The organism is Acinetobacter sp. WCHA39 (assembly GCF_002165385.1).
In the GTDB taxonomy this organism is placed as follows: Bacteria; Pseudomonadota; Gammaproteobacteria; order Pseudomonadales; family Moraxellaceae; genus Acinetobacter.
Genome location: NZ_NHRP01000029.1, coordinates 1 through 25,594 on the forward strand (window position 1 = coordinate 1; position 25,594 = coordinate 25,594).

Annotated in this window: 23 protein-coding genes and 3 pseudogenes; 15 read left to right on the top strand and 11 right to left on the bottom strand. The window is 37.5% G+C overall.

Going from position 1 to position 25,594, the window contains the following annotated elements; all coding sequences use genetic code 11:
- Positions 1–271, bottom strand: a pseudogene (locus tag CDG56_RS13030) (hypothetical protein); the annotation flags it as partial.
- A 128-nt stretch (positions 272–399) separates the two neighbouring features.
- Entirely contained in the window at positions 400–594 is a 195-nt protein-coding gene (locus tag CDG56_RS13035; RefSeq protein WP_087535879.1) for a hypothetical protein, read from the bottom strand.
- A gap of 604 nt (positions 595–1,198) precedes the next feature.
- On the opposite strand from CDG56_RS13035, the gene CDG56_RS13040 reads away from it, so the two are divergent.
- The 5 genes from CDG56_RS13040 to gcvH all read left to right on the top strand — a co-directional run bounded on the left by CDG56_RS13040 (position 1,199) and on the right by gcvH (position 5,891).
- Complete coding sequence (locus CDG56_RS13040; protein WP_087548115.1) at positions 1,199–1,729, top strand: hypothetical protein; 531 nt, start codon at positions 1,199–1,201, stop codon at positions 1,727–1,729.
- Positions 1,730–1,973: 244 nt separating this feature from the next.
- Positions 1,974–3,824 carry an ABC transporter ATP-binding protein gene (locus CDG56_RS13045; RefSeq protein WP_087548116.1) on the top strand — a complete coding sequence of 617 codons (1,851 nt, stop codon included), beginning with the start codon at positions 1,974–1,976 and terminating at the stop codon, positions 3,822–3,824.
- Positions 3,824–4,264, top strand: a complete 441-nt coding sequence (locus CDG56_RS13050) for a MaoC family dehydratase (RefSeq protein ID WP_087548117.1) — start codon at positions 3,824–3,826, stop codon at positions 4,262–4,264. The genes CDG56_RS13045 and CDG56_RS13050 overlap by 1 nt, the downstream gene beginning before the upstream one ends.
- A gap of 129 nt (positions 4,265–4,393) precedes the next feature.
- On the top strand, positions 4,394–5,419 hold the full coding sequence (locus tag CDG56_RS13055) for an AraC family transcriptional regulator (RefSeq protein WP_087548118.1): 1,026 nt from the start codon (positions 4,394–4,396) through the stop codon (positions 5,417–5,419).
- Positions 5,420–5,516: 97 nt separating this feature from the next.
- Positions 5,517–5,891 carry a glycine cleavage system protein GcvH gene (gene gcvH, locus CDG56_RS13060; RefSeq protein WP_087548119.1) on the top strand — a complete coding sequence of 125 codons (375 nt, stop codon included), beginning with the start codon at positions 5,517–5,519 and terminating at the stop codon, positions 5,889–5,891.
- 66 nt (positions 5,892–5,957) lie between these two features.
- Here the strand turns inward: gcvH and aspA are convergent, their stop codons facing one another.
- The gene (aspA, locus tag CDG56_RS13065) at positions 5,958–7,400 is read right to left on the bottom strand and encodes an aspartate ammonia-lyase (protein WP_087548120.1); all 1,443 of its coding nucleotides are present in this window, start codon (positions 7,398–7,400) and stop codon (positions 5,958–5,960) included.
- A gap of 480 nt (positions 7,401–7,880) precedes the next feature.
- Here aspA and putP point away from each other — a divergent pair, with 480 nt between their 5' ends.
- Complete coding sequence (gene putP / locus CDG56_RS13070; protein ID WP_087548121.1) at positions 7,881–9,377, top strand: sodium/proline symporter PutP; 1,497 nt, start codon at positions 7,881–7,883, stop codon at positions 9,375–9,377.
- Between the two features lie 58 nt (positions 9,378–9,435).
- Here the strand turns inward: putP and CDG56_RS13075 are convergent, their stop codons facing one another.
- Positions 9,436–9,927 (bottom strand): Lrp/AsnC ligand binding domain-containing protein, encoded by a 492-nt coding sequence (locus tag CDG56_RS13075; protein ID WP_004662457.1) that lies wholly within the window; start codon positions 9,925–9,927, stop codon positions 9,436–9,438.
- A gap of 120 nt (positions 9,928–10,047) precedes the next feature.
- Here CDG56_RS13075 and putA point away from each other — a divergent pair, with 120 nt between their 5' ends.
- From putA to CDG56_RS13090, 3 genes are all read left to right on the top strand, one after another.
- On the top strand, positions 10,048–13,809 hold the full coding sequence (gene putA / locus CDG56_RS13080; protein WP_087548122.1) for a trifunctional transcriptional regulator/proline dehydrogenase/L-glutamate gamma-semialdehyde dehydrogenase: 3,762 nt from the start codon (positions 10,048–10,050) through the stop codon (positions 13,807–13,809).
- A gap of 213 nt (positions 13,810–14,022) precedes the next feature.
- Positions 14,023–15,108: a tRNA (uridine(54)-C5)-methyltransferase TrmA gene (gene trmA, locus CDG56_RS13085; RefSeq protein ID WP_087548123.1), complete on the top strand. Its 1,086-nt coding sequence runs from the start codon at positions 14,023–14,025 to the stop codon at positions 15,106–15,108.
- A gap of 249 nt (positions 15,109–15,357) precedes the next feature.
- Positions 15,358–15,585 (top strand): hypothetical protein, encoded by a 228-nt coding sequence (locus CDG56_RS13090; protein ID WP_087548124.1) that lies wholly within the window; start codon positions 15,358–15,360, stop codon positions 15,583–15,585.
- Positions 15,586–15,631: 46 nt separating this feature from the next.
- Here the strand turns inward: CDG56_RS13090 and CDG56_RS13095 are convergent, their stop codons facing one another.
- Positions 15,632–16,369, bottom strand: coding sequence for a phosphodiester glycosidase family protein (locus CDG56_RS13095; protein WP_087548125.1), 738 nt, complete (start codon positions 16,367–16,369; stop codon positions 15,632–15,634).
- Positions 16,370–16,540: 171 nt separating this feature from the next.
- Here CDG56_RS13095 and CDG56_RS13100 point away from each other — a divergent pair, with 171 nt between their 5' ends.
- Positions 16,541–17,074: a lecithin retinol acyltransferase family protein gene (locus tag CDG56_RS13100; protein ID WP_034602684.1), complete on the top strand. Its 534-nt coding sequence runs from the start codon at positions 16,541–16,543 to the stop codon at positions 17,072–17,074.
- A 129-nt stretch (positions 17,075–17,203) separates the two neighbouring features.
- Positions 17,204–17,665: pseudogene (locus CDG56_RS13105) on the top strand (GNAT family N-acetyltransferase).
- Positions 17,666–17,761: 96 nt separating this feature from the next.
- On the opposite strand, the gene CDG56_RS13110 reads toward CDG56_RS13105, so the two are convergent.
- A complete protein-coding gene (locus tag CDG56_RS13110; RefSeq protein WP_005159723.1) occupies positions 17,762–18,340 on the bottom strand; it encodes a YceI family protein in 579 nt (192 codons plus the stop codon).
- A 227-nt stretch (positions 18,341–18,567) separates the two neighbouring features.
- Between CDG56_RS13110 and CDG56_RS13115 the strand changes: the two genes are divergently transcribed.
- Positions 18,568–18,975, top strand: coding sequence for an OsmC family protein (locus CDG56_RS13115; RefSeq protein ID WP_087548126.1), 408 nt, complete (start codon positions 18,568–18,570; stop codon positions 18,973–18,975).
- A 53-nt stretch (positions 18,976–19,028) separates the two neighbouring features.
- Here CDG56_RS13115 and tkt read toward each other — a convergent pair whose 3' ends face one another.
- Entirely contained in the window at positions 19,029–21,017 is a 1,989-nt protein-coding gene (tkt, locus tag CDG56_RS13120) for a transketolase (RefSeq protein ID WP_087548127.1), read from the bottom strand.
- Positions 21,018–21,402: 385 nt separating this feature from the next.
- Here tkt and metK point away from each other — a divergent pair, with 385 nt between their 5' ends.
- Positions 21,403–22,569, top strand: coding sequence for a methionine adenosyltransferase (metK, locus tag CDG56_RS13125; protein WP_087548128.1), 1,167 nt, complete (start codon positions 21,403–21,405; stop codon positions 22,567–22,569).
- 50 nt (positions 22,570–22,619) lie between these two features.
- Here the strand turns inward: metK and CDG56_RS13130 are convergent, their stop codons facing one another.
- Positions 22,620–22,877, bottom strand: coding sequence for a hypothetical protein (locus tag CDG56_RS13130; RefSeq protein WP_087535893.1), 258 nt, complete (start codon positions 22,875–22,877; stop codon positions 22,620–22,622).
- Positions 22,878–23,107: 230 nt separating this feature from the next.
- Between CDG56_RS13130 and CDG56_RS13135 the strand changes: the two genes are divergently transcribed.
- A complete protein-coding gene (locus CDG56_RS13135; protein ID WP_005159698.1) occupies positions 23,108–23,290 on the top strand; it encodes a hypothetical protein in 183 nt (60 codons plus the stop codon).
- Between the two features lie 43 nt (positions 23,291–23,333).
- Here the strand turns inward: CDG56_RS13135 and CDG56_RS13140 are convergent, their stop codons facing one another.
- From CDG56_RS13140 to CDG56_RS17100, 3 genes are all read right to left on the bottom strand, one after another.
- A complete protein-coding gene (locus CDG56_RS13140) occupies positions 23,334–23,897 on the bottom strand; it encodes an FxsA family protein (RefSeq protein ID WP_087548129.1) in 564 nt (187 codons plus the stop codon).
- 200 nt (positions 23,898–24,097) lie between these two features.
- Positions 24,098–24,532, bottom strand: a complete 435-nt coding sequence (locus CDG56_RS13145) for a DUF333 domain-containing protein (RefSeq protein WP_087548130.1) — start codon at positions 24,530–24,532, stop codon at positions 24,098–24,100.
- 157 nt (positions 24,533–24,689) lie between these two features.
- On the bottom strand, positions 24,690–24,851 hold the full coding sequence (locus CDG56_RS17100; protein ID WP_005159687.1) for a hypothetical protein: 162 nt from the start codon (positions 24,849–24,851) through the stop codon (positions 24,690–24,692).
- Positions 24,852–25,105: 254 nt separating this feature from the next.
- On the opposite strand from CDG56_RS17100, the pseudogene CDG56_RS13150 reads away from it, so the two are divergent.
- A pseudogene (locus CDG56_RS13150) lies at positions 25,106–25,377 on the top strand (IS5/IS1182 family transposase); the annotation flags it as partial.
- Positions 25,378–25,594: the final 217 nt, after the last annotated feature.

Sequence of the window (25,594 nt, forward strand, 5' to 3'; positions counted from 1 at the left end):
TTTCACTCGACCAACCCAAATACGTCGTTTACGACATTCAGTTTGACCAACTTGAAGATGACGAAATAAATCACTAAATTTATGATTCTTGGCTAAGTGATTGGTCACAATAAAGTGTTTTTAACACGTATACAAAAGTTAATGTCATTTTCAATTAACAGCTCTGTTTTACAATTAATGCCAGCATAATCAGTGTAAAACATTTTGCATGTGACTTGTTCCACTTTAGATATTTGTTTAAGATGAGATGTAACTCATTGAAATGTTTCATGATATTCGTCGTTAAAAAACAAGTATTATGCCATTATTTCAATGAGTTATCTTTTTTTGTCGTGTACAAAGAAAAAAGCCCATTGGCATGAGCTTTTTAAATAGTTACTTTAATTATTCATGTATGTATCACTGAATGCTTAACTCATCGTCTTTAGCAATTACGACTGAGGTAACAATTGGAATACCTAAGATCACAGGAACTACAATAATCCACAAATCTGTGGTTAATTTGCTTGAGAAGAAGAACTGAATAACGATAGCAGCCAAGATAAGTACTGAAAGGAGGACAGCCATAAAGCGAATCGCAAATTTAAGAAGCATTTCTAATCCTATGTGATTGTAATGGTTAATTTGAGTATACGCCTTGTATCACGTTTTATGCATTGATTTTTCACTGTAAAAGTTGTATTTCAAATGAATTTTTAAATAATTGCCTAGTGTAGTGTCTTGCTCTTCCTCTATGAAACAAATAGAACTTTAAGTGGGTACACTCCTCTCCATTACCAATCCGTAGACTGTTAACTACTCGCTTAGGTTTCCCATCTTTTGTATCAAACCGACTCGTTCAACATACATCTAAAATGTCTCTCACTTATATCAGTTTTATCTCCTAAACACTTGTGGGGAAAAGACAGAAATTTTCTATCCTACTAATAGTTATTTGAATACAAAACTTAGATCTCATTCGCAGTTTCTATAAAAAATGAGATAATACCCCTAAGTTTTAAATATTATTAAATACCTTTCATATTAATTTAATATAATTAACTTATTATAACTCTCCAAATAGAAAGATTGATCAAATAGGCATTTTCGGATCAATAACCAATCAAAAGAAATAAATATTAATAAAACCTATTGAATTTTAATTTAAAAAAATCATTATGTATCAATATTATTAATTAATGTAATAATGAGTTAGAAGATGCCTCACTCAGCAATAAAATTCAAAAATGAAAAAGATTACTCATTTTTCTCCCAAACTGAGAATATCGGAAATCAATCTGAATTTATAGAACTTCATTTAGAAAAAAAGAGTCATAAATCTACACTTTGGATGGATGCTGCGGTCATTGCAACATTTTCTTTTGGTTTCTTTAATAGCTTAAATAATGAGCTTAGAAACAAAATAATTGATTCATTAATGCTCATCAAAGCGAATCAACTCGAACCAATTCTCTTCCAAAGTTCAAATATAGTTGATGATAAAGGATTCTCACTTCATTACACCTTGATGTATGAATTAAACAATTTAAACGCTATAAAATTTTTATTTAATAAAGACTGGAATATTCATGAATTTAATAACGCATGCCAAATAATCATGAGAGAATTAACGGCATTTGAAATGAATCTAAGTAATCAAATTTCAAATTTACTAAACAATAATTTAATTTGTAATTTACTTATTTGTTCAGTAGATGTTAACTTCGATACCATTTACACCATTCGTTAATATCAACCATTTAGATTGCTAATGATTAATTGAAATAATTCGTTAGCAATTTCATTTATCATATTATTTGTTAAGAAAAAATTAATAACAAATCTTATTTAAAATAAACTATTTTCGAAATTAAATTGGGAATTTAATTATCCTTTTGCGAACAAAACCACATTCGCTCTTTTCATCTCTAAAGCTAATTTTCTGATATGCTACTGAACTAGCTGAATTAGAATTTTATCAGAGGATAAGTGTAATGCTGAGTTGGTTTGAAAAATTAGTTGATCCTTACCCAACGAAAGATTTAAACAAACCATTACCGACTACTTTTTTTGCTTTTGTTTGGCAATCAACGAAAGGAGTCAGACCATTCCTCTTTTTACTTATTGCTTGTACAGCTGCTGCAGCGTGCTTTGAGGCATTATTCTTTTCTTATATTGGTAAACTAGTTGATTGGCTCACTAAAAGTCAGCCTAATACCTTTTTAGAAACGAATCATGAAAATCTAACTATTCTCATAAGTATTTTATTCGCAAATATTTTCTTCGTAAGTTTGCAATCTATCGTCAAACACCAAGTGTTATTTAGTAATTTTCCAATGCGTATGCGCTGGTTATTCCATAACTTATTGTTGCAACAAACCTTAGATTTTTTCCATACCGACTTCGCTGGCCGCTTGTCTGCCAAAGTTATGCAAACTGCATTAGCAGTTCGTGAGTTTTGGATGATCCTTGGTGACATGTTGGTTTATGTACTGATTTACTTTATTACGATTAGCTTTGTATTAGGCTCTATTTCACCTGTTTTAATCATCCCCTTGCTTTTATGGCTGATCTTATTTATCGCGATTGCCAGTTATTTCATTCCTCGACTTGGTAAAGTTTCACAACAACAGGCAGATGCGCGCGCTATTATGACTGGACGCGTTACCGATGCTTATACCAATATTCAAACTGTGAAATTGTTTGCACATGCTGGTCGTGAAAGTCAGTATGCAAAAGAGTCCATGCAAGAATTTATGGTCACTGTTTACAAACAGATGCGCTTAGCTGTGAAATACCAAATCAGCATTCGTTTACTCAGTGCTTTTCTCTTTATTGGCGTGATTGGTAGTTCTGTTTGGTTATGGACACAAGGTCAAGCTGCTATTGGTGTAATTGCAGCAACCACGGCGATGGTTTTAAAACTCGATAGCCTAGCGGAATTCATCATGTGGCACATCACCATGCTGTTTGAAAATGTTGGTACCATTCAAGATGGTATGAAAACTCTAGGTAAGCCTATCCAGATTCAAGATAAAAAAGATGCAACTGAACTAAAAGTTCAACAGGGTGAAATTCGTTTTGAAGATGTTAGTTTTGCTTATAATCAAAAAAATGTAATTGATCATTTTAATCTTACGATTAAGCCTGGTGAGAAAATAGGTATTGTTGGTCGTTCTGGCGCGGGTAAATCTACCCTTATTCAGCTACTTTTGCATTTTTATGATATTAATCAGGGTCGTATCTTGATTGATGGACAAAACATCCATGATGTTACACAAGATAGTTTACGTGCAAATATTGCACTGGTCACTCAAGATACTTCTCTATTACATCGTACGGTGGCTGAAAATATCAAATATGGTCGCCCTAATGCGACTGAAGCAGAGATTCAGCTTGCTATCAAAAAAGCCAGAGCAGAAGAATTTATTCCACAATTGACTGATCAGAAAGGACGTGTTGGATTTGATGCTTATGTCGGTGAGCGTGGCGTAAAACTTTCTGGCGGCCAACGTCAACGTATTGCTATTTCTAGAGTTTTCTTGAAAGACGCACCTATTCTTATTTTAGACGAAGCAACAAGTGCGCTTGACTCAGAAGTTGAAGCCGCGATTCAAAGCAGTTTAAATGACTTAATGGTTGGCAAAACAGTCATTGCAATTGCACACCGTTTATCTACTATTGCTCAAATGGATCGTCTCATTGTACTTGATCAAGGCAAAATTGCTGAACAAGGTACACATGAGCAGCTTATTGCAAATGATGGCTTGTATGCACAATTATGGAAACGCCAAACAGGTGGTTTTTTAGTTGAGGAGCGAGCAGTGACTCAGGACACAGAATAATGTTGTATTTAGAAGACTTAAATATTGGAGATCGCTTCATGAGTCGTGACTATGAAATCACGCTTGAAGAAGTGAAACAATTTGCAAGCCAGTATGACCCCCAACCATTTCATTTAGATGAGCAAGCAGCTGAGCAACATCCTATTTTTCAAGGTTTAGCTGCTAGCGGCTGGCATACCTCAGCAATCACCATGCGTTTGTGGACCGAATGTTTTCCCATCGCAGGTGGTTTACTGGGTTCAGAATCCAGTTTACGCTGGCCCCGCCCAACACGTGTTGGCGATAAGATACATGTAGAAGTTGAAATTACGGCAATTGTGCCATCTAAAACCAAAATTGATCGTGGTATCGTCAGCTATGTCACGCAGGCTTTGAACCAACATGGCGATGTGCTATTAATATCAACAACTAAAATTATGGTTTTCAGAAAACCAACCTGATTTTTGAATGATTAGGTGAATTTTTTGTCCAACAATTTTTATGATTGATTATTTTATTTCGTGTAAAGATGTTTCAAACTTAAATGTTTAAAAGACATTGGCAAAATTGATGAGCGCCACGGAAAGCACATGAAAACAACCTCAACTCGTCAAGATCAGGGCATACCAGGTGTCTATGGCTTATTGCTATTGGATGTTGTTTCTCGTTGGGGATATAACGATGAAACCTTATTTGCCCCATTTCGCTTAACCAGTGAGCAACTGGCCGATCCGAATTATCGAATTCCAACACCGATTGCAAATGAACTGGTGAAACACGCTTTGCGCCTAACGGGTGAAAGTACATTAGGATTTCACCTAGGTACGCAAATGCGAATTTCGATTCATGGTTTCATTGGCTACGCCATTATGACTGCGCATGACATTACCGATGCAATTGCACTTGCAAGCCGTTTCATTCAATTACGCTTACCTTTTTTACAACTTTACTTTTCTACTTTTGGATCTAAAGCAACCTTACAACTACAATGTGATATTGAAGTTGAACCATTACGTACTGAAATTATCTTAGGTTTAACGATTGGTATTATGACCATGGCCAAAGCCTTGACAGGAATTGAAGACTTAAAGAGTGAAGTTGATTTAGATTTCCCTGAGCCTGTGGGCTTTGATAAATATCGTGATAAATTAACCAGTACAGTACGTTTTAATCAGCCACATTTAATTTCGAGTTTTGATAAAAAATACCTCGGTTTAAAAATGGTCAATGCAGATCCAATTGCCAGCCAAATTGCAATTAATCAGTGTGAAACTGAACTTTCTGCTTTAGGCGAACGTCGTCGCCTTGCAATGCGTGTACGTGATATTTTAACCAATTCAGAACAGCATTATTTAAGCATCGAGAGTGTTGCTGAGCTTCTGCATATGTCAGATCGCACTCTAAAACGTCAGCTAGCAGCTGAAGGTACATCCTTCTCTACCTTGGTAGATGAAGTACGCTATCGTCATGCAACATCTTTACTATCCAGAACAGATTATAGTTTAGAACAAATTGCTGATGAATTAGGGTATTCTGATGTAGCGAATTTTAGCCGTGCATTTAAGCGCTGGAGTGGACGCAGTCCGAGTAACTGGCGTAAAGACCCTTATTTGTAATATTGCAAAGTGCTTCATTTATCAACACTTTTTTTTTAACTAAAAAACCTGTATAAAGCCAAATAAAATGATACAACAGATTGTTTAAGGAGTTGTCATGAATCATCCAGCAGATTTAAAATATGCACGAACACACGAATGGGTAAGAATCGAAGGTGATTTAGTTGTTACTGGAATCAGTGACCATGCACAGGATGAGTTGGGCGATTTAGTCTATGTGGAAACACCAGAAGTAGGCAGCCATGTGACTGCAACTGAACAGGCGGGTATTGTTGAATCAGTCAAAACTGCTTCTGACATTCATGCCCCTGTTTCAGGCACAGTCGTTGAAGTAAACAATGCGCTTGAAGATGATCCTGATTTTGTCAATGAAGAGCCATACGGCAAAGGCTGGATTTATAAGATCAAGCCAGACAACATCGCTGATGTTGAAAAACTACTTTCACATAGTGAATATGAATCAGGTTTGTAATTTTAAATAAATTCAAACATTAAAAAGCCCAGTCAAAAACTGGGCTTTTTATTTATGCTTAATTAATTAAGCAACATAATCAACCTGAATACCATCTACTTCTGAAACCAAATTCTCAAAAGAGAAAATTTCATCAAGTTGAGCCTGTGTGAGTAAACCTCGCTCTAGCACAACCTCCTGAATAGTTTTATTCTCTGCAATACATTGCTTACCAATTTCATCGCACAAAGCATGACCTAATAATGGATCGAGCAAAGTAATAATCCCTACACTACGCATGACCGCATCATGGCATGCTTGTTCATGTGCTTTGATTCCACGTACACATTTTTCATCCAAACTTTGAATCGCATGGGTTAATAGCTCAATTGACTCATTGAGGGAAATTGCAATCACAGGCTCCATGACATTTAACTGTAACTGTCCTGCTTCTGCTGCAAATGTAATCGTAAGATCGTTACCAATCACCTTAAATGCAATCTGATTTACAACTTCTGGAATAACTGGATTTACTTTTGCAGGCATAATTGATGAGCCAGCTTGTAATTCAGGTAATTGGATTTCACCCAAACCAGTACGAGGTCCTGAACTTAGCAAACGTAAATCATTGCTAATCTTTGAAAGTTTACATGCAAGACGCTTTAAGGCACTCGATAAAATAATAAAGACGCCACAATCACTGGTTGCTTCAACATAGTCTTCAGCACCAACTAAATTTAAACCTGTAATTTGTTTCAAACACGAAACTACTTTTACAGCATAGCCTTTAGGTGTGTTTACACCAGTACCAATTGCAGTTGCGCCTAAATTGACTTCAAGCAACAACTCGCGTGTACGTTTAATCAGACGAACATCTTCTTTTAATAAAGTTGCAAATGCATGAAATTCTTGCCCAAGTGTCATCGGCACTGCATCTTGGAGTTGGGTACGCCCCATTTTCAACACATAGCGAAACTCAATGGCCTTTTCCTCAAATGAAGTGATCAACTTATCCATTTGTGTAAACAATGCATCCAGTGAACAATAGGTAGATAGACGAATTGCTGTTGGATACACATCATTGGTTGACTGCGATTTATTGACATGGTCGTTTGGATGGATCACATCATACTGACCCTTTTGATATCCCAATGACTCAAGGGCAATATTGGCAATGACTTCATTCGTGTTCATATTAATCGACGTGCCTGCTCCACCCTGATAGATATCAATCGGGAATGAGTCCTGCCATTTTTCAGTTTCATTGATTAAAGCATCACATCCATGCTGGATAGCAAGGCTTTGTGTTTCCGTGAGTTTTCCGAAACTTAGATTCGCTTGAGCAGATGCTTTCTTCACTTGTGCTAATGCACGAATAAAGTGACTATTTTGTCCAACTTTTTGCGAAGAGATTTTGAAATTTTCAATTGCGCGTAAAGTATGAATTCCGTAATAACAATCCATTGGCACTTCTTTTGCGCCAAGTAAATCATGCTCTATTCTTATGGTTGCTGCTTGAACCGTGTCCACTTTCCATTTCTCTCAGAAAATGCACCCTAATGGTGCAAAGAAATAATATGGAAGATTTCAAATAAATTTTCATTAGCAGAATTGCTTAACATTACGAGCTTTTTATAATGTAATTTCTCTGTATTGTTGTTTTTGTAACAACATGTGTTGTCATTTCACTCTGTTTTTCTGTTCAAAAATACCTGTTATTTCTATCATTTTTTTGCTTTGGTAATAATTTGAAACATATAGCCTATTTTTAAGCCGCAAATATCTTTCTTTTATTAAAAAAAAGTGAGCTTTTTTAGATTTAAAAATTAAGATTCATACACTTAATTTAAATTACATAAAATATACAAACAATACACAAAAAAAAACAGTATTTTAAAAATCATTCGTGCTTGAATCTGTGACCTTATCAGTCTTGTTAGAATAGTGAATCATTTTTGTCTATTCAGATGGGATTGCACAGTTATGGATATGTAAGGACAGGCATCCATTATGAATTTTTCGAATCCCACTGTTGTTGTGTTCGTGGTGTATATTATCGCCATGCTTGGTATCGGCTTATACGCCTATTTTTCTACCAAAAACCTTGATGATTATATTCTTGGAGGACGAAGCCTAGGTAGTTTCGTTACCGCCTTATCTGCGGGTGCATCCGATATGAGTGGCTGGTTACTCATGGGTTTACCTGGGGCAATCTATTTGACAGGCTTATCTGAATCATGGATTGCAATTGGCTTAATCATTGGTGCATGGCTCAACTGGTATCTTGTGGCTGGACGTTTACGCGTTCATACTGAGGTTCAGAATAATGCGCTTACGTTACCAGATTATTTCACTGGTCGTTTTGATGATCAGAAAAAGATCTTACGTGTAACTTCCGCACTGATTATTCTCATCTTTTTCGCGATTTATTGTGCTTCTGGCATGGTAGCTGGTGCACGTCTATTTGAAACATTGTTCCACTTACCTTACCAAACCGCTTTATGGCTTGGTGCGTTTGCAACAATTGGCTATGTTTGTATCGGTGGCTTTTTGGCAATCAGTTGGACAGATACGTTCCAAGCTGGTTTGATGATTTTTGCGTTATTGCTTTTACCTATCGTCACATACATGTCTTTGGGTGTAGGTGTCGAAGAATTTACAGCAATTCTTGAGAGTGCACGCCCACACGCTTATGATTTTGTTTCAAATTTAAGTATCGTTGGTATTCTTTCAGCAGCTGCTTGGGGCTTGGGTTATTTTGGTCAACCTCATATTCTAGTTCGTTTTATGGCTGCTGATTCTGTTAAGTCAATCCCTGCTGCTCGTCGTATCGGTATGATATGGATGATTTTATGCTTGGCAGGTGCAGTTGGTTCTGGTTTTATCGGGATTGCGTATTTCCATCAACATCCTGAATTTGCAGCGGTTGTGACAGCTAACCCTGAAACAGTATTCATGGAACTCACTAAAATTTTATTCAACCCTTGGGTTGTTGGTGTGATCCTTGCTGCAATTTTATCAGCAGTCATGAGTACATTAAGTTGTCAGTTATTGGTATGTTCAAGCGCATTAACTGAAGATTTATACAAAGGCTTGATCCGTAAAAATGCAACTCAAAAAGAGTTAGTTTGGATTGGTCGAGGAATGGTACTCGCTGTTGCAATGTTGGCGCTTGCTTTAGCTCAAAACCCCGATAGTAAAGTACTTGGCTTAGTTTCTTATGCTTGGGCTGGCTTCGGTGCTGCTTTCGGTCCATTGATTATCATGTCATTGTTCTGGAAACGTATGACGCTAAACGGCGCTTTAGCGGGTATGGTGATCGGTGCAATTACAGTGATTGTTTGGAAAAATGTATTTGCTAGTACTGGTATTTATGAAATTATTCCTGGTTTCATTTTTGCTTTGATCAGTATTGTTGTGGTGAGCTTACTTGGTAAAGCACCTAACGCAACTGTGACTGGTCGTTTTGAACAAGCAGATGAAATCTATACGAGAGAAATGAAATAAAATTTCTGACTAAAATTTAAGGGGGCTTTCGAGCCCCTTTGTTTTATTTAATCTTTTATTAAAATTTGGTTCTTGATTTAATTTTTATTTTAGAGCTGTCTTTCACAACCTGCATCACAGGATAACTACGCGTTTCCTTTACCCCAGGAAGTTGCCATAAAATTTGTCCTGCGATACGACGAAACTCCTCCATCCCTGCACTACGTAATTTGATCAAAAAGTCGAAGCCACCACTCACCATATGACACTCAACAATTTCAGGATATTGCGTTACCGCATCAATAAAATCCTCGAGCACATTTGGGGTGGTTTTATCTAAAAGCACCTCAACAAACACAAGAAAACTCGCATTTAACTTATTCGGATTGAGTTTTGCCTCATATCCCAAGATAAATTCATCCTTCGTCAACTTTTGGACACGAGCCATCACGGCAGTCGGCGAAAGGTTCACTAATTCAGCCAATTTACTGTTGGAAATTCTTCCATCTGTTTGAAGAATATCCAGAATTTTCAGATCGGTACGATCTAATGTATAAATAGGGCCATTCAACTGAATTTTCCTCTAAAAAATAGGTAAATTATAGTGAGTTACTCGGGTTTTATTCTGTAATCATAAATTATCTAAACCTCTCTACTCAATATGTTCTAGAGATTGTTATTGGAATTTAGTATGAATACATTGGATACTCCTGCACAAATGGACACAGCTCACACAAACGGTTATATCACCGAATTTAAAGAAAAAAGTGAGTTTGAGCAACGCATTAATACAGCTTGGCGACGTGCTGAGCATGAAGCGGTTAAACAACTTGCAGAATCAGCAGATATTTCTCCTGATCTTGATCAAAAAATTTATGAATTAGCATTCAGTCTTGCACATAATTTACGTGAACGTAAAAGCTCGGCTGGAAAAGCGGGTATTGTTCAAGGTTTACTTCAAGAGTTCTCACTTTCTTCACAAGAAGGTGTGGCATTGATGTGTTTGGCAGAAGCATTACTTCGTATTCCAGATACAGCAACACGTGATTTACTCATTCGTGACAAAATCAATCAAGGCAACTGGAAAGAGCACGTAGGTCAAAGTAGCCTCATGTTCGTAAACGCTGCTGCTTGGGGTTTAATGCTGACTGGTAAGTTAATGGAAACGCCTAAACAAACCAGTTTATCAAGTATTTTAACAGGTCTTCTCGCTCGCAGTGGACGTGGCATCATTCGTAAAGCGGTTGATGTTGCGATGCGTATGATGGGTGAGCAATTCGTTACGGGTGAAACCATCGAGGAAGCACTTGAGCATGCGAAACCATTTGAACACAAAGGTTTCCGCTATTCATACGATATGTTGGGTGAAGCTGCGCTAACTGATCATGATGCTGAGCGTTATTATAACGATTACACTCAAGCGATTCATGCCATTGGTAAAGCATCAAACGGGCGTGGTGTTTATGAAGGTCCTGGTATCTCGATTAAGCTCTCTGCTTTGCACCCACGTTACCAACGTGCGCAAATTGATCGTGTACATCATGAGCTTTACAACAAAGTTTTCGAACTTGCATGCTTAGCAAAACAATATGACATCGGCTTAAACATCGATGCTGAAGAGTCTGAACGTTTAGAAATTTCCCTCGAATTGCTTGAACGTTTATGTTTCGAACCAAAACTTGCGAATTGGAAAGGCATTGGTTTCGTTATTCAGGCTTATCAAAAACGTTGTTTCTACGTGGTTGATTATATCGTTGATCTTGCAAAACGCAGTAACAAACGCCTGATGATCCGTTTGGTGAAAGGTGCATATTGGGATAGCGAAATCAAGAAAGCGCAAATTGACGGCATGACGGATTACCCTGTGTTTACTCGTAAAGTTCACACTGATTTGTCATATATTGCTTGTGCGAAGAAGCTCCTTGCTGCACCAGATCAAGTGTACCCGCAATTTGCAACGCATAATGCACAATCACTTGCAACGATTTATACACTTGCAGACCCAAGCAAATATTATCCAGGTCAATACGAATTCCAATGCCTACACGGTATGGGCGAACCTTTGTATGAGCAAGTTGTAGGTTCAAAAGCAGACAATAAACTTGGTGTACCATGCCGCGTCTATGCGCCAGTGGGTAACCATGAAACTTTACTGGCTTACTTGGTCCGTCGTTTACTTGAAAATGGTGCAAATACCTCATTCGTAAACCGTATTGCTGATAAGACGTTAAAAGTTGAAGACTTGATTCAGTCTCCAATCAAAGATATTCAAACTGCTGCGAAAGATGAAGGTCAGATTGGCTTAAAACATCCTGCGATTCCACTTCCGTATGATCTTTACCCATTACGTCCGAACTCAAGTGGTTTTGATTTAAATAACGACCAGCCTTTAGCTGCATTAGATACAACAGCACAAAAACTCCGTAGCCATATTTGGAAAAGTGCGCCTTTACTTGGATTTGAATCAACAATTCACGATCAAAGTAATGCGATTGCAATTACAAACCCTGCACAAAATAGTGAAATTGTCGGTCATGTGAATGAAGCGACTAGTGCGGATGTACAACTGGCATTAGAAGCAGCGGTACAAGCTGAACAAAGCTGGGCTGCAACAGATAAAGTTGAACGTGCAGCTTGCTTAAAACGCGCTGCAGATTTGATGGAAGCTCGCATCCAAGAATTGATGGTATTACTTTGCCGTGAAAGTGGTAAAACTTATGCCAATGCGATTGCAGAAGTTCGTGAAGCCGTTGATTTCTTGCGTTACTACGCGACACAAATCGAAAACTTGCCTGCAAATGCACAAGTAAAGCCATTAGGTACAGTCTTGTGTATTAGCCCATGGAACTTCCCTCTTGCGATTTTCTCTGGTCAAATTGCTGCTGCATTGGTCAGTGGTAACTGTGTGATTGCCAAACCTGCAGAACAAACACCACTCATTGCAGCGCAAGCAGTTCAAATGCTTTGGGAAGCTGGTGTGCCACACGCCGTTGTTCAACTTCTACCGGGTCGTGGTGAAACTGTTGGTGCTCAACTTAGCCAAGATGATCGCATTCAAGGCATTATGTTTACGGGTTCGACAGAAGTTGCAAAAATCTTGCAAAAAACTGTGGCAAAACGTTTATCTCCAAATGGTCAACCGATTCCGTTAATTGCGGAAACAGGTGGTCAAAATGCGATGATCGTCGATTCTTCTGCATTTACTGAGCAGGTCGTACTAGATGTCGTCAGTTCTGCATTTGACAGTGCTGGTCAACGTTGTTCTGCACTTCGTATCTTATGTGTGCAAGAAGACAGTGCTGCAACTGTGATTAAAATGTTGAAAGGCGCAATGCAGCAGTTGATCGTAGGCAACCCTGCAATCTTAAAAACTGACATTGGCCCTGTTATCGATATTGAAGCGAAACAAACCATCGATACGCACATCCAAAAGATGAAATCTAAGGGCTACCCTGTTCATCAATTGATGTTTAACGATGCTGCAAGCCAACAGGCATTTGCACAAGGTACTTTCGTTCCGCCAACAGCAATCGAATTACCAAACCTTGATGACCTTGAGCGCGAAGTATTTGGTCCTGTCTTACACATTATTACCTATAAATATGGTGAACTTGAGCAATTGATTGATCGCATCAATGCTAAAGGTTATGGCTTAACCATGGGTTTACACACCCGCATTGATGAAACGATTAACACAGTGATCCAACGTGCTGAAGTGGGTAACTTATATATCAACCGAAACATCGTTGGTGCTGTGGTAGGCGTTCAACCATTTGGTGGTGAGGGCTTATCTGGTACTGGTCCTAAAGCGGGTGGCCCACTGTATATGTACCGCTTAATGGAACATTGTTCAGAGAAAGTTTTAGCAACACCTTTTTCGGTGAAAGCTGAAATCTCTCAGTTTGATGCTGTATCAAATGTTGCTTACCAAAACTTGTTGACTTGGGCTAAACAAAACATGCCTCACGCAATTCCGACAATCCCAGCATTTGGTGTTGGTAAGTTTTACGAGTTGCAAGGCCCAACAGGCGAAAGCAATCAATATATTATCTTACCTCGTCATCGTGTGCTTTCTATCGCAGATGATGAAGCGAGCCAGTTACAACAGTTACTTGCAATTTTCTCCGTCAGTAGTACTGCTGCTGTGTTGAAAGACAATGCATTCTTAGTAAAACACAAAGCGTCTTTACCAAAAGATGTCTTAGATGCAATCACTGTGATTTCAAGTGTTGAAAAAGATGCGTTTGATGCAGTGCTTCATCATGGTTCTGTTGAACAGTTACAAGATTTGCAAACTAAAATTGCGAACCGTTCTGGAGCAATCGTGGGCATTACTCATCTCAAGAAAGATGAGCAGATTCCTTTAGAACGTCTAGTCATTGAACGCGCTATTAGCGTAAATACTGCTGCTGCCGGTGGTAATGCGAGTTTAATGACTTTATCTGAAGACTAATTTAAGTCTTCTAATCTCCCAGCCCGAATCATGTTTACATGGTTCGGGTTTTTATTTTCTAGCTTTGAAGCAAATGGATTTCAGCAAAAACTTCCCTACGATCATTTAAATAAAACTAATTCGTTTAAATCAGGGATAATCATAATTTCCCTGCACCTTTAACTGCTTTTTTGATACCATTCGGCTTTAGATTTCAGCTGTAGCTTTCTTTTTATGACCGTATCTTATCAACAGCAACTTCAAGAGAAAGTTGAACGCATTACCACACAATTCGCTCCGTTCAATCCCCCAACTTTAGAAGTGTTTCAATCACCTGAACAACACTTTCGTATGCGCGCAGAGTTTCGTATCTGGCATACCGAAAATGATTTGTTCTATGCCATGTTTGAACGTGCTGAAGATGGTAAACAAAAAGAAGTTATACGAGTTGATGAGTTTCCTATCGCAGATCAAAGCATCAATGATTTGATGCCACGTTTATTAGAAGAATTAAAAGCAACTCCTATTTTATCGCAACGTATTTTTGAAGCTGATTTCCTCGCCACATTGAGCGGAGAAATGTTGGTGACTTTAATTTATCATCGCCGTTTAGATGGAGATTGGGAAATCGCTGCGAAAGCTTTAGCAGAAAAGCTGAATATTAAAATTATGGGGCGTAGCCGTGGCCAAAAAGTGATTATTGGTGACGACTACGTGGTTGAACAACTCAATGTTCATGGTCGTACTTTCAAATACAAACAAATTGAAAGTAGCTTTACACAACCCAATGCACAAGTGTGCCAACATATGTTGGAGTGGGCTTGTGATGCTGCTGAAAGCTCTGAGAAAGACCTATTAGAATTGTACTGTGGTAATGGTAACTTTACTCTACCACTCTCTTTGAAATTTAAACGTGTCCTTGCAACTGAACTTGCTAAATCTTCAGTCTACGCAGCGCAATGGAACATTGAGCAAAATCAGATTGAGAATATTCAGGTGGCGCGTTTATCTGCCGAAGAGTTTACTCAGGCGTATCAAGGTGAACGTGAATTTAGACGTTTGCAGGAAGCTCAGATCGACATTCAAAGCTACGACTTTGACACGGTATTTGTCGATCCACCACGTGCAGGCATTGATGATGAAACACTGAAATTACTACAGGGTTTTGAGCGTATTCTTTATATTTCATGCAACCCAGATACCTTACACGATAATTTAAAAACACTCAGTCAAACACATCGTATTATAAAATTTGCGATGTTCGATCAATTCCCTTTTACCCATCATGTGGAATCTGGTGTATTGCTCGAAAAGATTTAAACAAATTATTGCAAAGTAACCATTAAAAATAGAGAGTTCTCATAACTCTCTATTTTTATTTAAATTTTTTACTAGAAAAAATGATGTTTTTCAAAGATCAAGTCATTCAACTGTCATAATTTCGTTAGAAACAAAAAGAATCATCGAAAAAATTGAAGATCAACTGCTGCTTTTATCACTTAAGCTGACTTGTATTTTATTTTAAAGTGACTATATTTCGATCTATGTTAGGTTGTATATGAAGGCTCTATGAGTTTTTGGCAAAAATTGTTTAATGCAGATCAGCAATATAATGAACACAAGAATCAAACCTCTTGCGTTGAAAATGATTGTTCTTGCAAATCAAATGAACAACTACTGGATGCTTTAGTCAAAGCGACAGATGAAGATGTGATTAAAGGTATAAAGAAAGTTCTCATTTCACGAGGCTATAGCCGCAAAGAGCTTCTTGCTCTTATCAAAATGCCAATTCAATAAAAATAAACGCTTCTCATCTTCTAATGCTTAGAAGATGAGAGGTTGATTAATTACAATTCTCTTGAGCAATTTCAGCAACGATTGGACCTAAATTAAAAGTCTTGTCCTGACGTTTAGTTTGGGTAGAATATAAACTTGAAATTGAACCATCCAAATATAATGCATTATCAATTTTTAAATTTTGCTTGAAAAATTGTGCGAACTGATAAAAATTGACCCGTTTTTGTGAAATCACAAAGTACAACTGATTATTTCTAACACCGACTCCATTTCTTATTTTTAGAGAATTTGAATCTGCTACAAATTGGCGATTTACTTGGCCTTTATAAACCAACATTGGTCCAGACTGCGTAGCAAACCGTGGCTTAAATCTCATGGATTTATAATCTGTCGTTGTTTTAATTACAGCATATTTATCATTCCATGCAAGCACGCCATTTGGTTGCATAAAAAAATTACCAAATCCTTGCGCTTCATTAAGTTCAACAATTTCTTTACCCTCCTCAACATATAAACCGACAGGTTGAAAATCAGGGTGATACATACCTGCGTTCATAGCAAAACTTAACTGTTCACATGCTGGAAGCATTTTTTGGATATGAGCAAATTTTTGATAATAACGAGCATTCTTTGGATCTTTTAGGAAAAGTCTGAGTTGCTGTAAATGATCTGCTTTAATTACATCGTATGAAATATTGTCTACTTTAATTATTTGATGCTGCATCGCATAAACATGAGACATACAAATACTGACCAATGCGGCTATAAACCATTTTTTTAGCATAATTTAATATTGTTCAAATCGACTAACCGCATTGTCCCACAATGTATTTCAACATAAAAAGAATAGATACAATCTCCACACATAATCGTATAAATGAGTCTTTAAATGCACTCGATAGATTCATATTTTTTGATTAAAATACATCTGTAAATACAATAGTCTTGTATGAGTATGCAGCAAACACAGCGACATTTCCCTCTCGGTGCGCACCTAATTGTTAAACACTTTGGCTATAGTCATCATGGTATTTATGCAGGTCGTGGACGAGTTATTCATTATTCAGGTTTTGCCCATATTTTTAAAAAACGTCCGATTGAAACAACCTCACTGCAACGTTTTGCACATGGCAAAACAATCCATATCAAGAATTATCTATCCCCTCGCTACAAGGCCAAAGCTGTAGTAAGACGTATGCGTTCACGTATGCATGAAAACCAGTATCATTTGATTATCAATAACTGCGAACATTTATGTACATGGGCAATTACAGGTGTTGAGTCCAGCACGCAGGTTGAGCGTATGCAACGCCGTCTTGCGACCATTGGTTATATTAGTTCGATCATGAGTTATATGAATAGCATCATGTTAACAATTGCGACGGCTTGTTTTGCAATTGTTTTATACATCAAAATGATGCTACGCAGACAAGCGAAGAAATCTATGCCTGAATATTTATTGCCAGAAGAAAAACAGGCGAAAGATTAAAACGCGTAGGCTTTATCAGACTAATGATTTATCAATTATATTCACTCCCATAGATTCGGACATTTCATTAGGGTCATATAAAACATGAACTTTCATATTCGCAATGAACAACCATCCGAAACTTAGGCTATTTTTAATTTAACTGAGATTGTTTTTCAAGATCAGCAATATTCCAGCCATACTGAATAGTTTATTGTGAATGCGCTGCGTAATTCAGGTCAATTAACCCTTTCACTGGTTGCTGAATATAACAATGAAGTGATGGGGCACATTGCATTTTCTCCCGTTTCCATCTCAGATCAATCAACTGGCTGGTATGGTCTTGGGCCAGTCTCAGTTCAACCTGAATATTAAGCACAAGGTGTAGGCTCAAAGCTAATCAATGATGGTTTAGCGGCTTTAAAAGATTTGGGAGCAGCAGGATGTGTATTGCTTGGTGAACCTGAATATTATGGCAGATTTGGCTTTAAAGCGGATCCGAGACTGGTTTTAGAAAATGTACCTGCTGAATATTTTCAGGTGCTTGCTTTCTCCGAAACTATCCCAACAGATAGCATTGTTTATGCCGAAGCTTTTAACGCAACAGCATAATATTGAATCAATACACCAAATTTACACGCAAAATTAAAAAAAGCTCAGGGATTAGTTCCATGAGCTTTTTTTATCAATCTAACGATTTGTTTGATATTACTTTGCAGCAGTTGCTTCAGTCGTAATATTCACAGTGATCTTATCTCCAACATTCGGCACGTAGTTACCGATACCAAATGCAGAGCGGTTAAAACTTGTTGTTGCATTGAAGCCAATCGCAGGTACTTTCGCCATTGGATGCTCACCTTGTTTATTCAGCACAGCATCCAATACCACTGGCTTAGTCACACCTTTAACGGTTAAATTACCTGTAATTTTGAAGTGTTTCTTGTCTTTGGTTTCTACTTTAGTACTTTTAAAAGTAATATTTGGATATTTCGCAGCATTAAACCAAGCTTCTTCCTGGAATTCTTTATCCAAAGCAACAACATTGGTATTTACGCTGCTTAAAGGGATCGTCACTTCTACAGATGAATTTGAAGGTTTTGCATTATCAACTTTAATTGTACCTTGAATATCAGTGAAGTTTGCACTCGGCGTAGAGAAACCAAAGTGATTCCAGCTAAATACTGTTGCTGTATGTGTTGGATCGATTTTATAGTCTACTGGCGCAGCTAATGTTACAGAACTTGCGATAGCAGCAGCTAAACCGAGGCTTAATGTTTTAAATTGCATTTTTCGTATCCTTGTTTGATATAAGCAATAGTTTATAGATCAAGTATTTTTATTCACTATTCTTTATAAAACGATATGTTTCATCCGTGCAACAATAAAAACGTTACAGCACATATCAAACACAATTATCATAAGACCATTAGGTAGTGGACAATTGATCTGAGGAATAACATGATCGATTGATAAATTTAGATTTAAATTCTTAAAGATAAACAACAAGGTAGAATATGACTCATACAGTTCAAGCTCTAAATACCCCAACCCCTTATCGTGTTACGCTTACGGATTCTTCGGGTCATACTTGGTATGCAGATGAACCAACAGATAAAGGTGGTCAAGATACAGCACCAAATCCAATTCAACTGCTACTTTCAGCTTTAGGTGCGTGCACAACCATTACACTGGAAATGTATGCAAACCATAAAGGAATTAAACTTGATCATGTTCAGGTTGATTTGGCTTTAAATCCCAATGGTGAACCTGAATCAGGTCAAAATAATATTGAGCGTAAAATTACGCTAAAAGGTGAATTTACCGAAGATCAGCACAAACGATTACTCAAAGTAGCTGAAAGCTGTCCTGTACATAAATTATTAACGTCTAATATTTCGATTCACACTGAACTAAATATTTAGTTTAAAAGCATAATAAAGCGTTCCATTTGGAACGCTTTATTACTTTCAACTGACTAAGACGTAACTTCTTTAACCGCAGCAACAACTGCTTCAGTAGTGATACCGAAGAATTGGAACAAGTCTTTGGCTGGTGCAGATTCGCCGTAAGTGGTCATACCAATCACTTTGCCATCTAAACCAACAAACTTCCACCAGTAATCAACATGAGCCGCTTCAACCGCTACACGGGCACGAATATGTGCAGGTAATACAGCTTCACGGTAAGCAGCATCTTGCTTCATAAACTCTTCAGCACATGGCATAGACACGACACGCACACCTTCAAGTTGTGCATATGCTTCCATCGCCAATGAAACTTCTGAACCAGTCGCAATAATGATTGCTTTCAACTCACCTTTTTCTTCTGCAAGTACATAACCACCTTTTGCAGCGTTTTGAATTTGAGCTTCATTACGTGCTTGGAATGGCAAGTTTTGACGAGAGAAAATTAATGCGGTTGGACCATCTTTACGTTGTAACGCAGATTTCCAAGAAATTGCAGCTTCAACTGTATCGCATGGACGCCAAGTATTTAAGTTTGGTGTACCGCGTAACGATGCAATTTGTTCGATTGGTTGATGCGTAGGACCATCTTCACCCAAGCCGATCGAATCATGTGTATAAACATGAATCACGCGTTGCTTCATCAATGCCGACATACGTACAGCATTACGTGCATATTCCATAAACATTAAGAATGTTGCAACGTAAGGAACAAAACCACCGTGTAAAGCTACACCATTCGCAATTGCAGTCATACCGAATTCACGAACACCGTAATAAACGTAGTTACCCGCAGGATTGTCTTGTACGCCTTGGCAACCTTTCCAAAGTGTTAAGTTAGAGCCAGCCAAGTCAGCAGAACCACCTAATAATTCAGGGAGTAATGGACCGAATGCCTGTAAAGTATTTTGGCTTGCTTTACGTGTTGCAATTGTTTCTGCTTTTGCATTTGTTTCAGCAATGAATGCATCGGCTTGTGCAGCAAATTCTGTAGGTAAATCACCGTTGATACGACGTAACAATTCAGCTGCTTCAGTTGGATATTTTGCTTGGTATTGAGCAAATAATTCATTCCAAGCTGTTTCAGATGTTTGACCTTTTGCCTTTGCATCCCAAGCAGCATAAACATCTTCAGGAATAACAAATGCGTCTTCTTTCCAGCCTAATGCTTCACGTGTTAAAGCAATTTCGTCTTTACCCAACGGCGCACCGTGGCAATCTTCTTTACCTTGTTTATTCGGAGAACCTAAACCAATAATCGTTTTAGAGATAATGATCGTTGGCTTATTGCTTTCAGCTTTCGCTTCAACAGTTGCTTGACGAATCGCATCAGCATCATGACCATCTACGCGAAGCACTTGCCAACCATAGGCTTTGAAACGTTGTTCAGTATCATCACTGAACCAGCCTTCTACTTCACCATCAATCGAAATACCGTTATCGTCATAGTACGCAATCAGCTTACCTAGACCTAAAGTACCTGCAAGTGAACATACTTCGTGCGAAATACCTTCCATCAAGCAGCCATCACCCAAGAAGCAGTAAGTGAAGTGATCAACAACGTTTAAACCATCTTTGTTAAATTGTGCAGCTAAAGTTTTTTCAGCTAAAGCGAAACCAACTGCGTTAGCAATACCCTGACCTAATGGACCAGTTGTTGTTTCGATACCAGGTGCATAGCCATATTCTGGGTGACCTGGTGTTTTAGAATGTAATTGACGGAATTGTTTTAAATCTTCAATAGATAACTCATAACCTGTCAAATGCAATAATGCATATTGTAACATTGAGCCGTGACCATTTGACAATACAAAACGGTCGCGGTTCGCCCACTGTGGGTTGCTTGGGTTATGATTTAAAAATTCGCGCCAAACTACGTCAGCGATATCTGCCATCCCCATTGGAGCACCAGGATGCCCTGAGTTTGCTTGTTGCACAGCATCCATAGCCAAGACACGAATTGCATTTGCAATACGACGTTCATTTAAAGGGGTTGTCATAAGTCAGAATCCGATTAAATCAAATAAGATGAGAGAAGATGAGAAATCATCTTTCAAAAACTGCGACTATTGTCTTAAAAAAACAAGATGGGGTAAAGTGCAATACACGATATTTCTTATATTTTGATCATTCAAATACAATTCTTTATATAAATGCTCACCATCTAAACAACCACTAAAATGCATTCACGCCAATATGAAAATTTACAATTCAGAAAAACTTTATTAATTAAAGCATTAATATTAGTTTTACTGATACACATATCAATAAAAACACAATGAAAATGAAATAAATTCATGCATTTTAGTCAGCTTATGCTAGTCCTATCCGCCAAGTCGATGTAACATACTCTGTCTTTTTGAAAATAACCATGATAGGACGTTCATGCGCGAGTATGCTGTTTTTACTTCAGAATCTGTAAGCGAAGGTCATCCAGACAAAATGGCTGACCAAATTAGTGATGCTATTTTAGATGCAATCCTAAAAGAAGACCCGTATGCGCGTGTCGCTTGTGAAACATTAGTAAAAACAGGTGCGGTTGTTCTTGCTGGTGAAATTACAACGACAGCAAATGTCGACTTTGAAGCAATTGTGCGTCAAACCGTAAATGGTATTGGCTACCATCACTCTGATTTAGGTTTTGATGGTTCAACTTGTGCCGTGCTCAATATGATCGGTAAACAATCTCCTGAGATTGCACAAGGTGTTGACCGCCAGAAACCTGAAGATCAAGGTGCCGGTGACCAAGGCTTAATGTTCGGTTATGCAAGTCGTGAAACTGACGTACTCATGCCTGCCCCAATTTCTTATGCGCATCGTTTAATGGAGCGTCAAGCAGAATTACGCCGTTCAGGTGCTTTACCTTGGTTGCGCCCTGATGCAAAAAGCCAAGTAACATTTGCTTATGAAAATGGTCTGCCAGTTCGTCTAGATGCTGTGGTACTTTCAACTCAGCACGATCCTGAAATTAGTCAAGCTAACTTAAAAGAAGCTGTGATTGAAGAAATCGTAAAACCGATTATTCCTGCTGAAATGTTCCATGCGGGTACAAAATTCCATATCAATCCAACAGGTATGTTTGTGATTGGTGGCCCTGTAGGTGACTGTGGTCTAACTGGTCGTAAGATTATTGTAGATACTTATGGCGGCATGGCACGTCATGGTGGCGGTGCTTTCTCTGGTAAAGATCCATCAAAAGTTGACCGTTCTGCGGCCTATGCAGGTCGTTATGTTGCAAAAAATATTGTTGCAGCCGGTTTAGCGGATAAATGTGAAATCCAAGTCAGTTATGCAATTGGTGTTGCTGAACCGACTTCGATTTCAATCAATACTTTCAATACAGGTAAAGTATCAGACGAATTAATCATTCAATTGGTTCGTGAGCACTTTGATTTACGTCCATACGGTATCACTCGTATGCTGAACCTAATTCAGCCAATGTATAAGCAGACAGCTGCTTATGGTCACTTTGGTCGTGACGGTTCAGATTCTGCATTTACTTGGGAAAAGACAGATAAAGTCGAAGTTCTTAAAGATGCTGCGGGACTATAAGTTTATCGCTCATAAAAAAGTTCGCAAATTGCGAACTTTTTTATTTATTATTATTTATTAGATTCAGCACTATCTTGTTTAAACATTTCAAATAAAGAACTTGTCTGAGTTGTTTGATCTTCCTCATAATGTAATGAATATACATGTACCATCTTAATTACAAGTACAACTACAAAACATGCAGCCACACAGAACATCCATAAACCATAAGGACTTCTAATATGCTGAGAACCACAATAAGGGCATTCCTTATCTGTTGAAGCGACTACCTTGTCACAACATGCGCAATGATATTGATATAACATCATTCCTCCATCCACTTACTATTTACAACAATTTCTTTCGTCTCACTTTTATCCTATGAGAAAAAAAAATCAGAATTCAATCTAGTTTAAAAGGCAATTCATTCAAATTAACAATTCTCTTCGATACATTGTAAAGAAGATATACAAAGCTAGATTCAACTAACGCTCAGTATTATTTTGATCTTTCATATAATTTGTTAAAATATATCTTTCAAATCATAGATGACATTACTATGACTCAATTGATCAATAAAGGTGGATTTCGTGAACGAGCTAATCGAAGTCGTTCATATAAACAATCTGAAAATGAAATAACAAACCTCCTTCCTACCCAGTATCAACCTCAGAGCAAAGAACAACAAACACCAGACAAAACAGAATCTAAACAAGAGCAAAGTGTAAAAAATAAAGCATAAAAAAGCACATCAACTAGGATGTGCTTTTTAAGCATATCAACGACTAATTAACATCTTTGAATTCAATTTTCTTTTGATCAGGTTGAACTTCTCTCGCTTCGCCATCAATAATGGTTGAGTCACGATATTGACCCCCACCTTGTTGTTGATTCTGCATGTCCTGCATTTGGCGCATGAGATCAGCAAATGGATTCTGACCAGCAGCATTACCACCCATTCCACCCATCATTTGATCCATCATCGCCTGTTGACGCTTTGCCATTGCTTTCATCAACATATTTCTAAACGCTGTTTGAACTGCAGGAATTAAAACCAATACAGCCAATACATCAGAAATTAAACCAGGAATCATTAACAAGAAACCCGACATTGCAATTGCTAATTTCTTAGTAACAGCAGGATCAGCTCCAAGTTGACCTGTCATCTGCATTTGTTGCAATTGCGGCATAATATTAGATGTACTAGAACGAACGAGATTCAAACCCATAAAAAAAGTTATAACAAACCAAAAGAATACGTACCACATACTCCCAACAAGGTCGCCCACGCCGATCCATACTAATATCTCAGCAATTGCGCCAAACACTACGATAAGAAGTAGATTCATGTCAAAGTTTCGTCTATCTCAAAAATTAGAAAATAAATACAGTGATTATACTTTTAGTTAAAGCCAAAACGAAAAATATTACTGCGATATTATAATTGATGGGTACAAAAGTAGATTTATCAAGGTCTATCTTTCATTTAAATGAGAAAAGCTTTCAAATTAGTAGATACCAACTTGAAAGCAAGAACTTATTTCACCAATTAACCACAATTTGCGCTAAGAATTTTTTTAGATTGCGGATCAATCATTACCGTCACTCGATTTTCACGGTAATCCATCGTTACGGGCTGATTTGGTCCTACACTGCGCACAATTTCGGACTTGGTTTTTTGCTTAATTTGCTGTTCGGTTAAACCAGACTGCCCTACAAGTTTTTGTACTTCATCAGCAACACATTTACTTTGATTTGCACGGAAAAATGTCCATTCCTCAATCACTTGCCCATTAGGCAATTTACAATATCCAGCCTGACCATTTGCCTTATTGCGAATCTCAAGCTGACCTCCTTGTTCAACGCAGTATTGGCTTGCAGGATTTGCCATACCAATTTTAGGTGGAGTAACATCCTTGCTGGGTGTTGAAGAACACGCTGTTAATGTAGTAAGTGCTAAAGCTAAAAATAGAATTTTCTTCATAATTTGAAATCTTGCAAAAATTTAAAGATAACAAATAAATCAAAAAATTATGTCTATTACTTGAAACAAAAACCCCAATTTCAGATCAACAATACATAATAGATAAGTCTATAAACAATCGGTTTTTTGTCATTTATAAGCTCCTCTAAATTCAAAATTATTGAATAATGATATATTCAACACGAATAGCCTCATCAATCAAATACTGATCCTTAATCACATAGAAATAAGGTTTGTGTTCAAGCCACTCATCGATTGCTAAAATGGCATTTGTATACCCAGTCAGAGCTGAGAAATCTTTTATTTCAATGGCATCCATAGGCTTATCCTTTTTTCTTAAGCCTAGCATAGAGTGAATATTTAGATATAGTTTAAAATTCAATCTTAATCGTCATTTTTATTGATGTTAAAAGGCTTTGTTGCACAAAGCTATTCTTGAAGGCTTCTTCAGCAATATAATTTCTACATGAAGAAGCCTGTGACTAAAACCTACCGTACAACTAATGTTTGAATTGGACAGCACCAGATTACTCCACCCTCTGTAGACGACAAAAGCATATTGATATTCCGAGCCGACAAATCTTTTTAGATCGAGATGCGCATGCAGTCATTACTACTGGGAAGCATGCAAAGCTTTGGAAAGATAAGAAATTGAGATATTTAGAGAGAGGAATGAATTATTAAAAACAGTCAAACGGGTAGGTAAGTCACTTTGGAAAAAATGGTCTGGTTATCATCATCGAAGTTTAGTGGAAACCAAAATGCATTGCATCAAATTATTAGGTGATAAATTCACAGCAAGGAGTTTTCCTAGTCAGATGAATTAGATTCATGCACATGTATAAATTTTTAATAAATTCAAAAATTAGACCACCCTCATATCCAAGTTATCACTTGAATTTAGCTCAATTAGGGTAGCATTGTCTTTCAAACCTTTGTGCAACAAAGCCAATATAAATTATAAAGTTGCAGTAATTCTAGAGTTATTTTTTTATATGAGAGAAAAACAGCTATAATTCCGAGCAAAATGCTTGGTTGAATCTTAGTAATTATATTTTTAAA

Bases quoted from the DNA above. Each gene is read 5' to 3' on its own strand.
- CDG56_RS13145 (WP_087548130.1), bottom strand. From the start codon at position 24,532: ATGAAGAAAATTCTATTTTTAGCTTTAGCACTTACTACATTAACAGCG.
- tkt (WP_087548127.1), bottom strand. From the start codon at position 21,017: ATGACAACCCCTTTAAATGAACGTCGTATTGCAAATGCAATTCGTGTC.
- CDG56_RS13130 (WP_087535893.1), bottom strand. From the start codon at position 22,877: ATGATGTTATATCAATATCATTGCGCATGTTGTGACAAGGTAGTCGCT.
- CDG56_RS13135 (WP_005159698.1), top strand. From the start codon at position 23,108: ATGACTCAATTGATCAATAAAGGTGGATTTCGTGAACGAGCTAATCGA.
- CDG56_RS13035 (WP_087535879.1), bottom strand. From the start codon at position 594: ATGCTTCTTAAATTTGCGATTCGCTTTATGGCTGTCCTCCTTTCAGTA.
- CDG56_RS13140 (WP_087548129.1), bottom strand. From the start codon at position 23,897: ATGAATCTACTTCTTATCGTAGTGTTTGGCGCAATTGCTGAGATATTA.
- putP (WP_087548121.1), top strand. From the start codon at position 7,881: ATGAATTTTTCGAATCCCACTGTTGTTGTGTTCGTGGTGTATATTATC.
- CDG56_RS17100 (WP_005159687.1), bottom strand. From the start codon at position 24,851: ATGGATGCCATTGAAATAAAAGATTTCTCAGCTCTGACTGGGTATACA.
- CDG56_RS13045 (WP_087548116.1), top strand. From the start codon at position 1,974: ATGCTGAGTTGGTTTGAAAAATTAGTTGATCCTTACCCAACGAAAGAT.
- gcvH (WP_087548119.1), top strand. From the start codon at position 5,517: ATGAATCATCCAGCAGATTTAAAATATGCACGAACACACGAATGGGTA.
- CDG56_RS13115 (WP_087548126.1), top strand. From the start codon at position 18,568: ATGACTCATACAGTTCAAGCTCTAAATACCCCAACCCCTTATCGTGTT.
- CDG56_RS13095 (WP_087548125.1), bottom strand. From the start codon at position 16,369: ATGCTAAAAAAATGGTTTATAGCCGCATTGGTCAGTATTTGTATGTCT.
- trmA (WP_087548123.1), top strand. From the start codon at position 14,023: ATGACCGTATCTTATCAACAGCAACTTCAAGAGAAAGTTGAACGCATT.
- CDG56_RS13050 (WP_087548117.1), top strand. From the start codon at position 3,824: ATGTTGTATTTAGAAGACTTAAATATTGGAGATCGCTTCATGAGTCGT.
- CDG56_RS13040 (WP_087548115.1), top strand. From the start codon at position 1,199: ATGCCTCACTCAGCAATAAAATTCAAAAATGAAAAAGATTACTCATTT.
- CDG56_RS13100 (WP_034602684.1), top strand. From the start codon at position 16,541: ATGCAGCAAACACAGCGACATTTCCCTCTCGGTGCGCACCTAATTGTT.
- metK (WP_087548128.1), top strand. From the start codon at position 21,403: ATGCGCGAGTATGCTGTTTTTACTTCAGAATCTGTAAGCGAAGGTCAT.
- CDG56_RS13055 (WP_087548118.1), top strand. From the start codon at position 4,394: ATGAAAACAACCTCAACTCGTCAAGATCAGGGCATACCAGGTGTCTAT.
- putA (WP_087548122.1), top strand. From the start codon at position 10,048: ATGAATACATTGGATACTCCTGCACAAATGGACACAGCTCACACAAAC.
- CDG56_RS13090 (WP_087548124.1), top strand. From the start codon at position 15,358: ATGAGTTTTTGGCAAAAATTGTTTAATGCAGATCAGCAATATAATGAA.
- CDG56_RS13110 (WP_005159723.1), bottom strand. From the start codon at position 18,340: ATGCAATTTAAAACATTAAGCCTCGGTTTAGCTGCTGCTATCGCAAGT.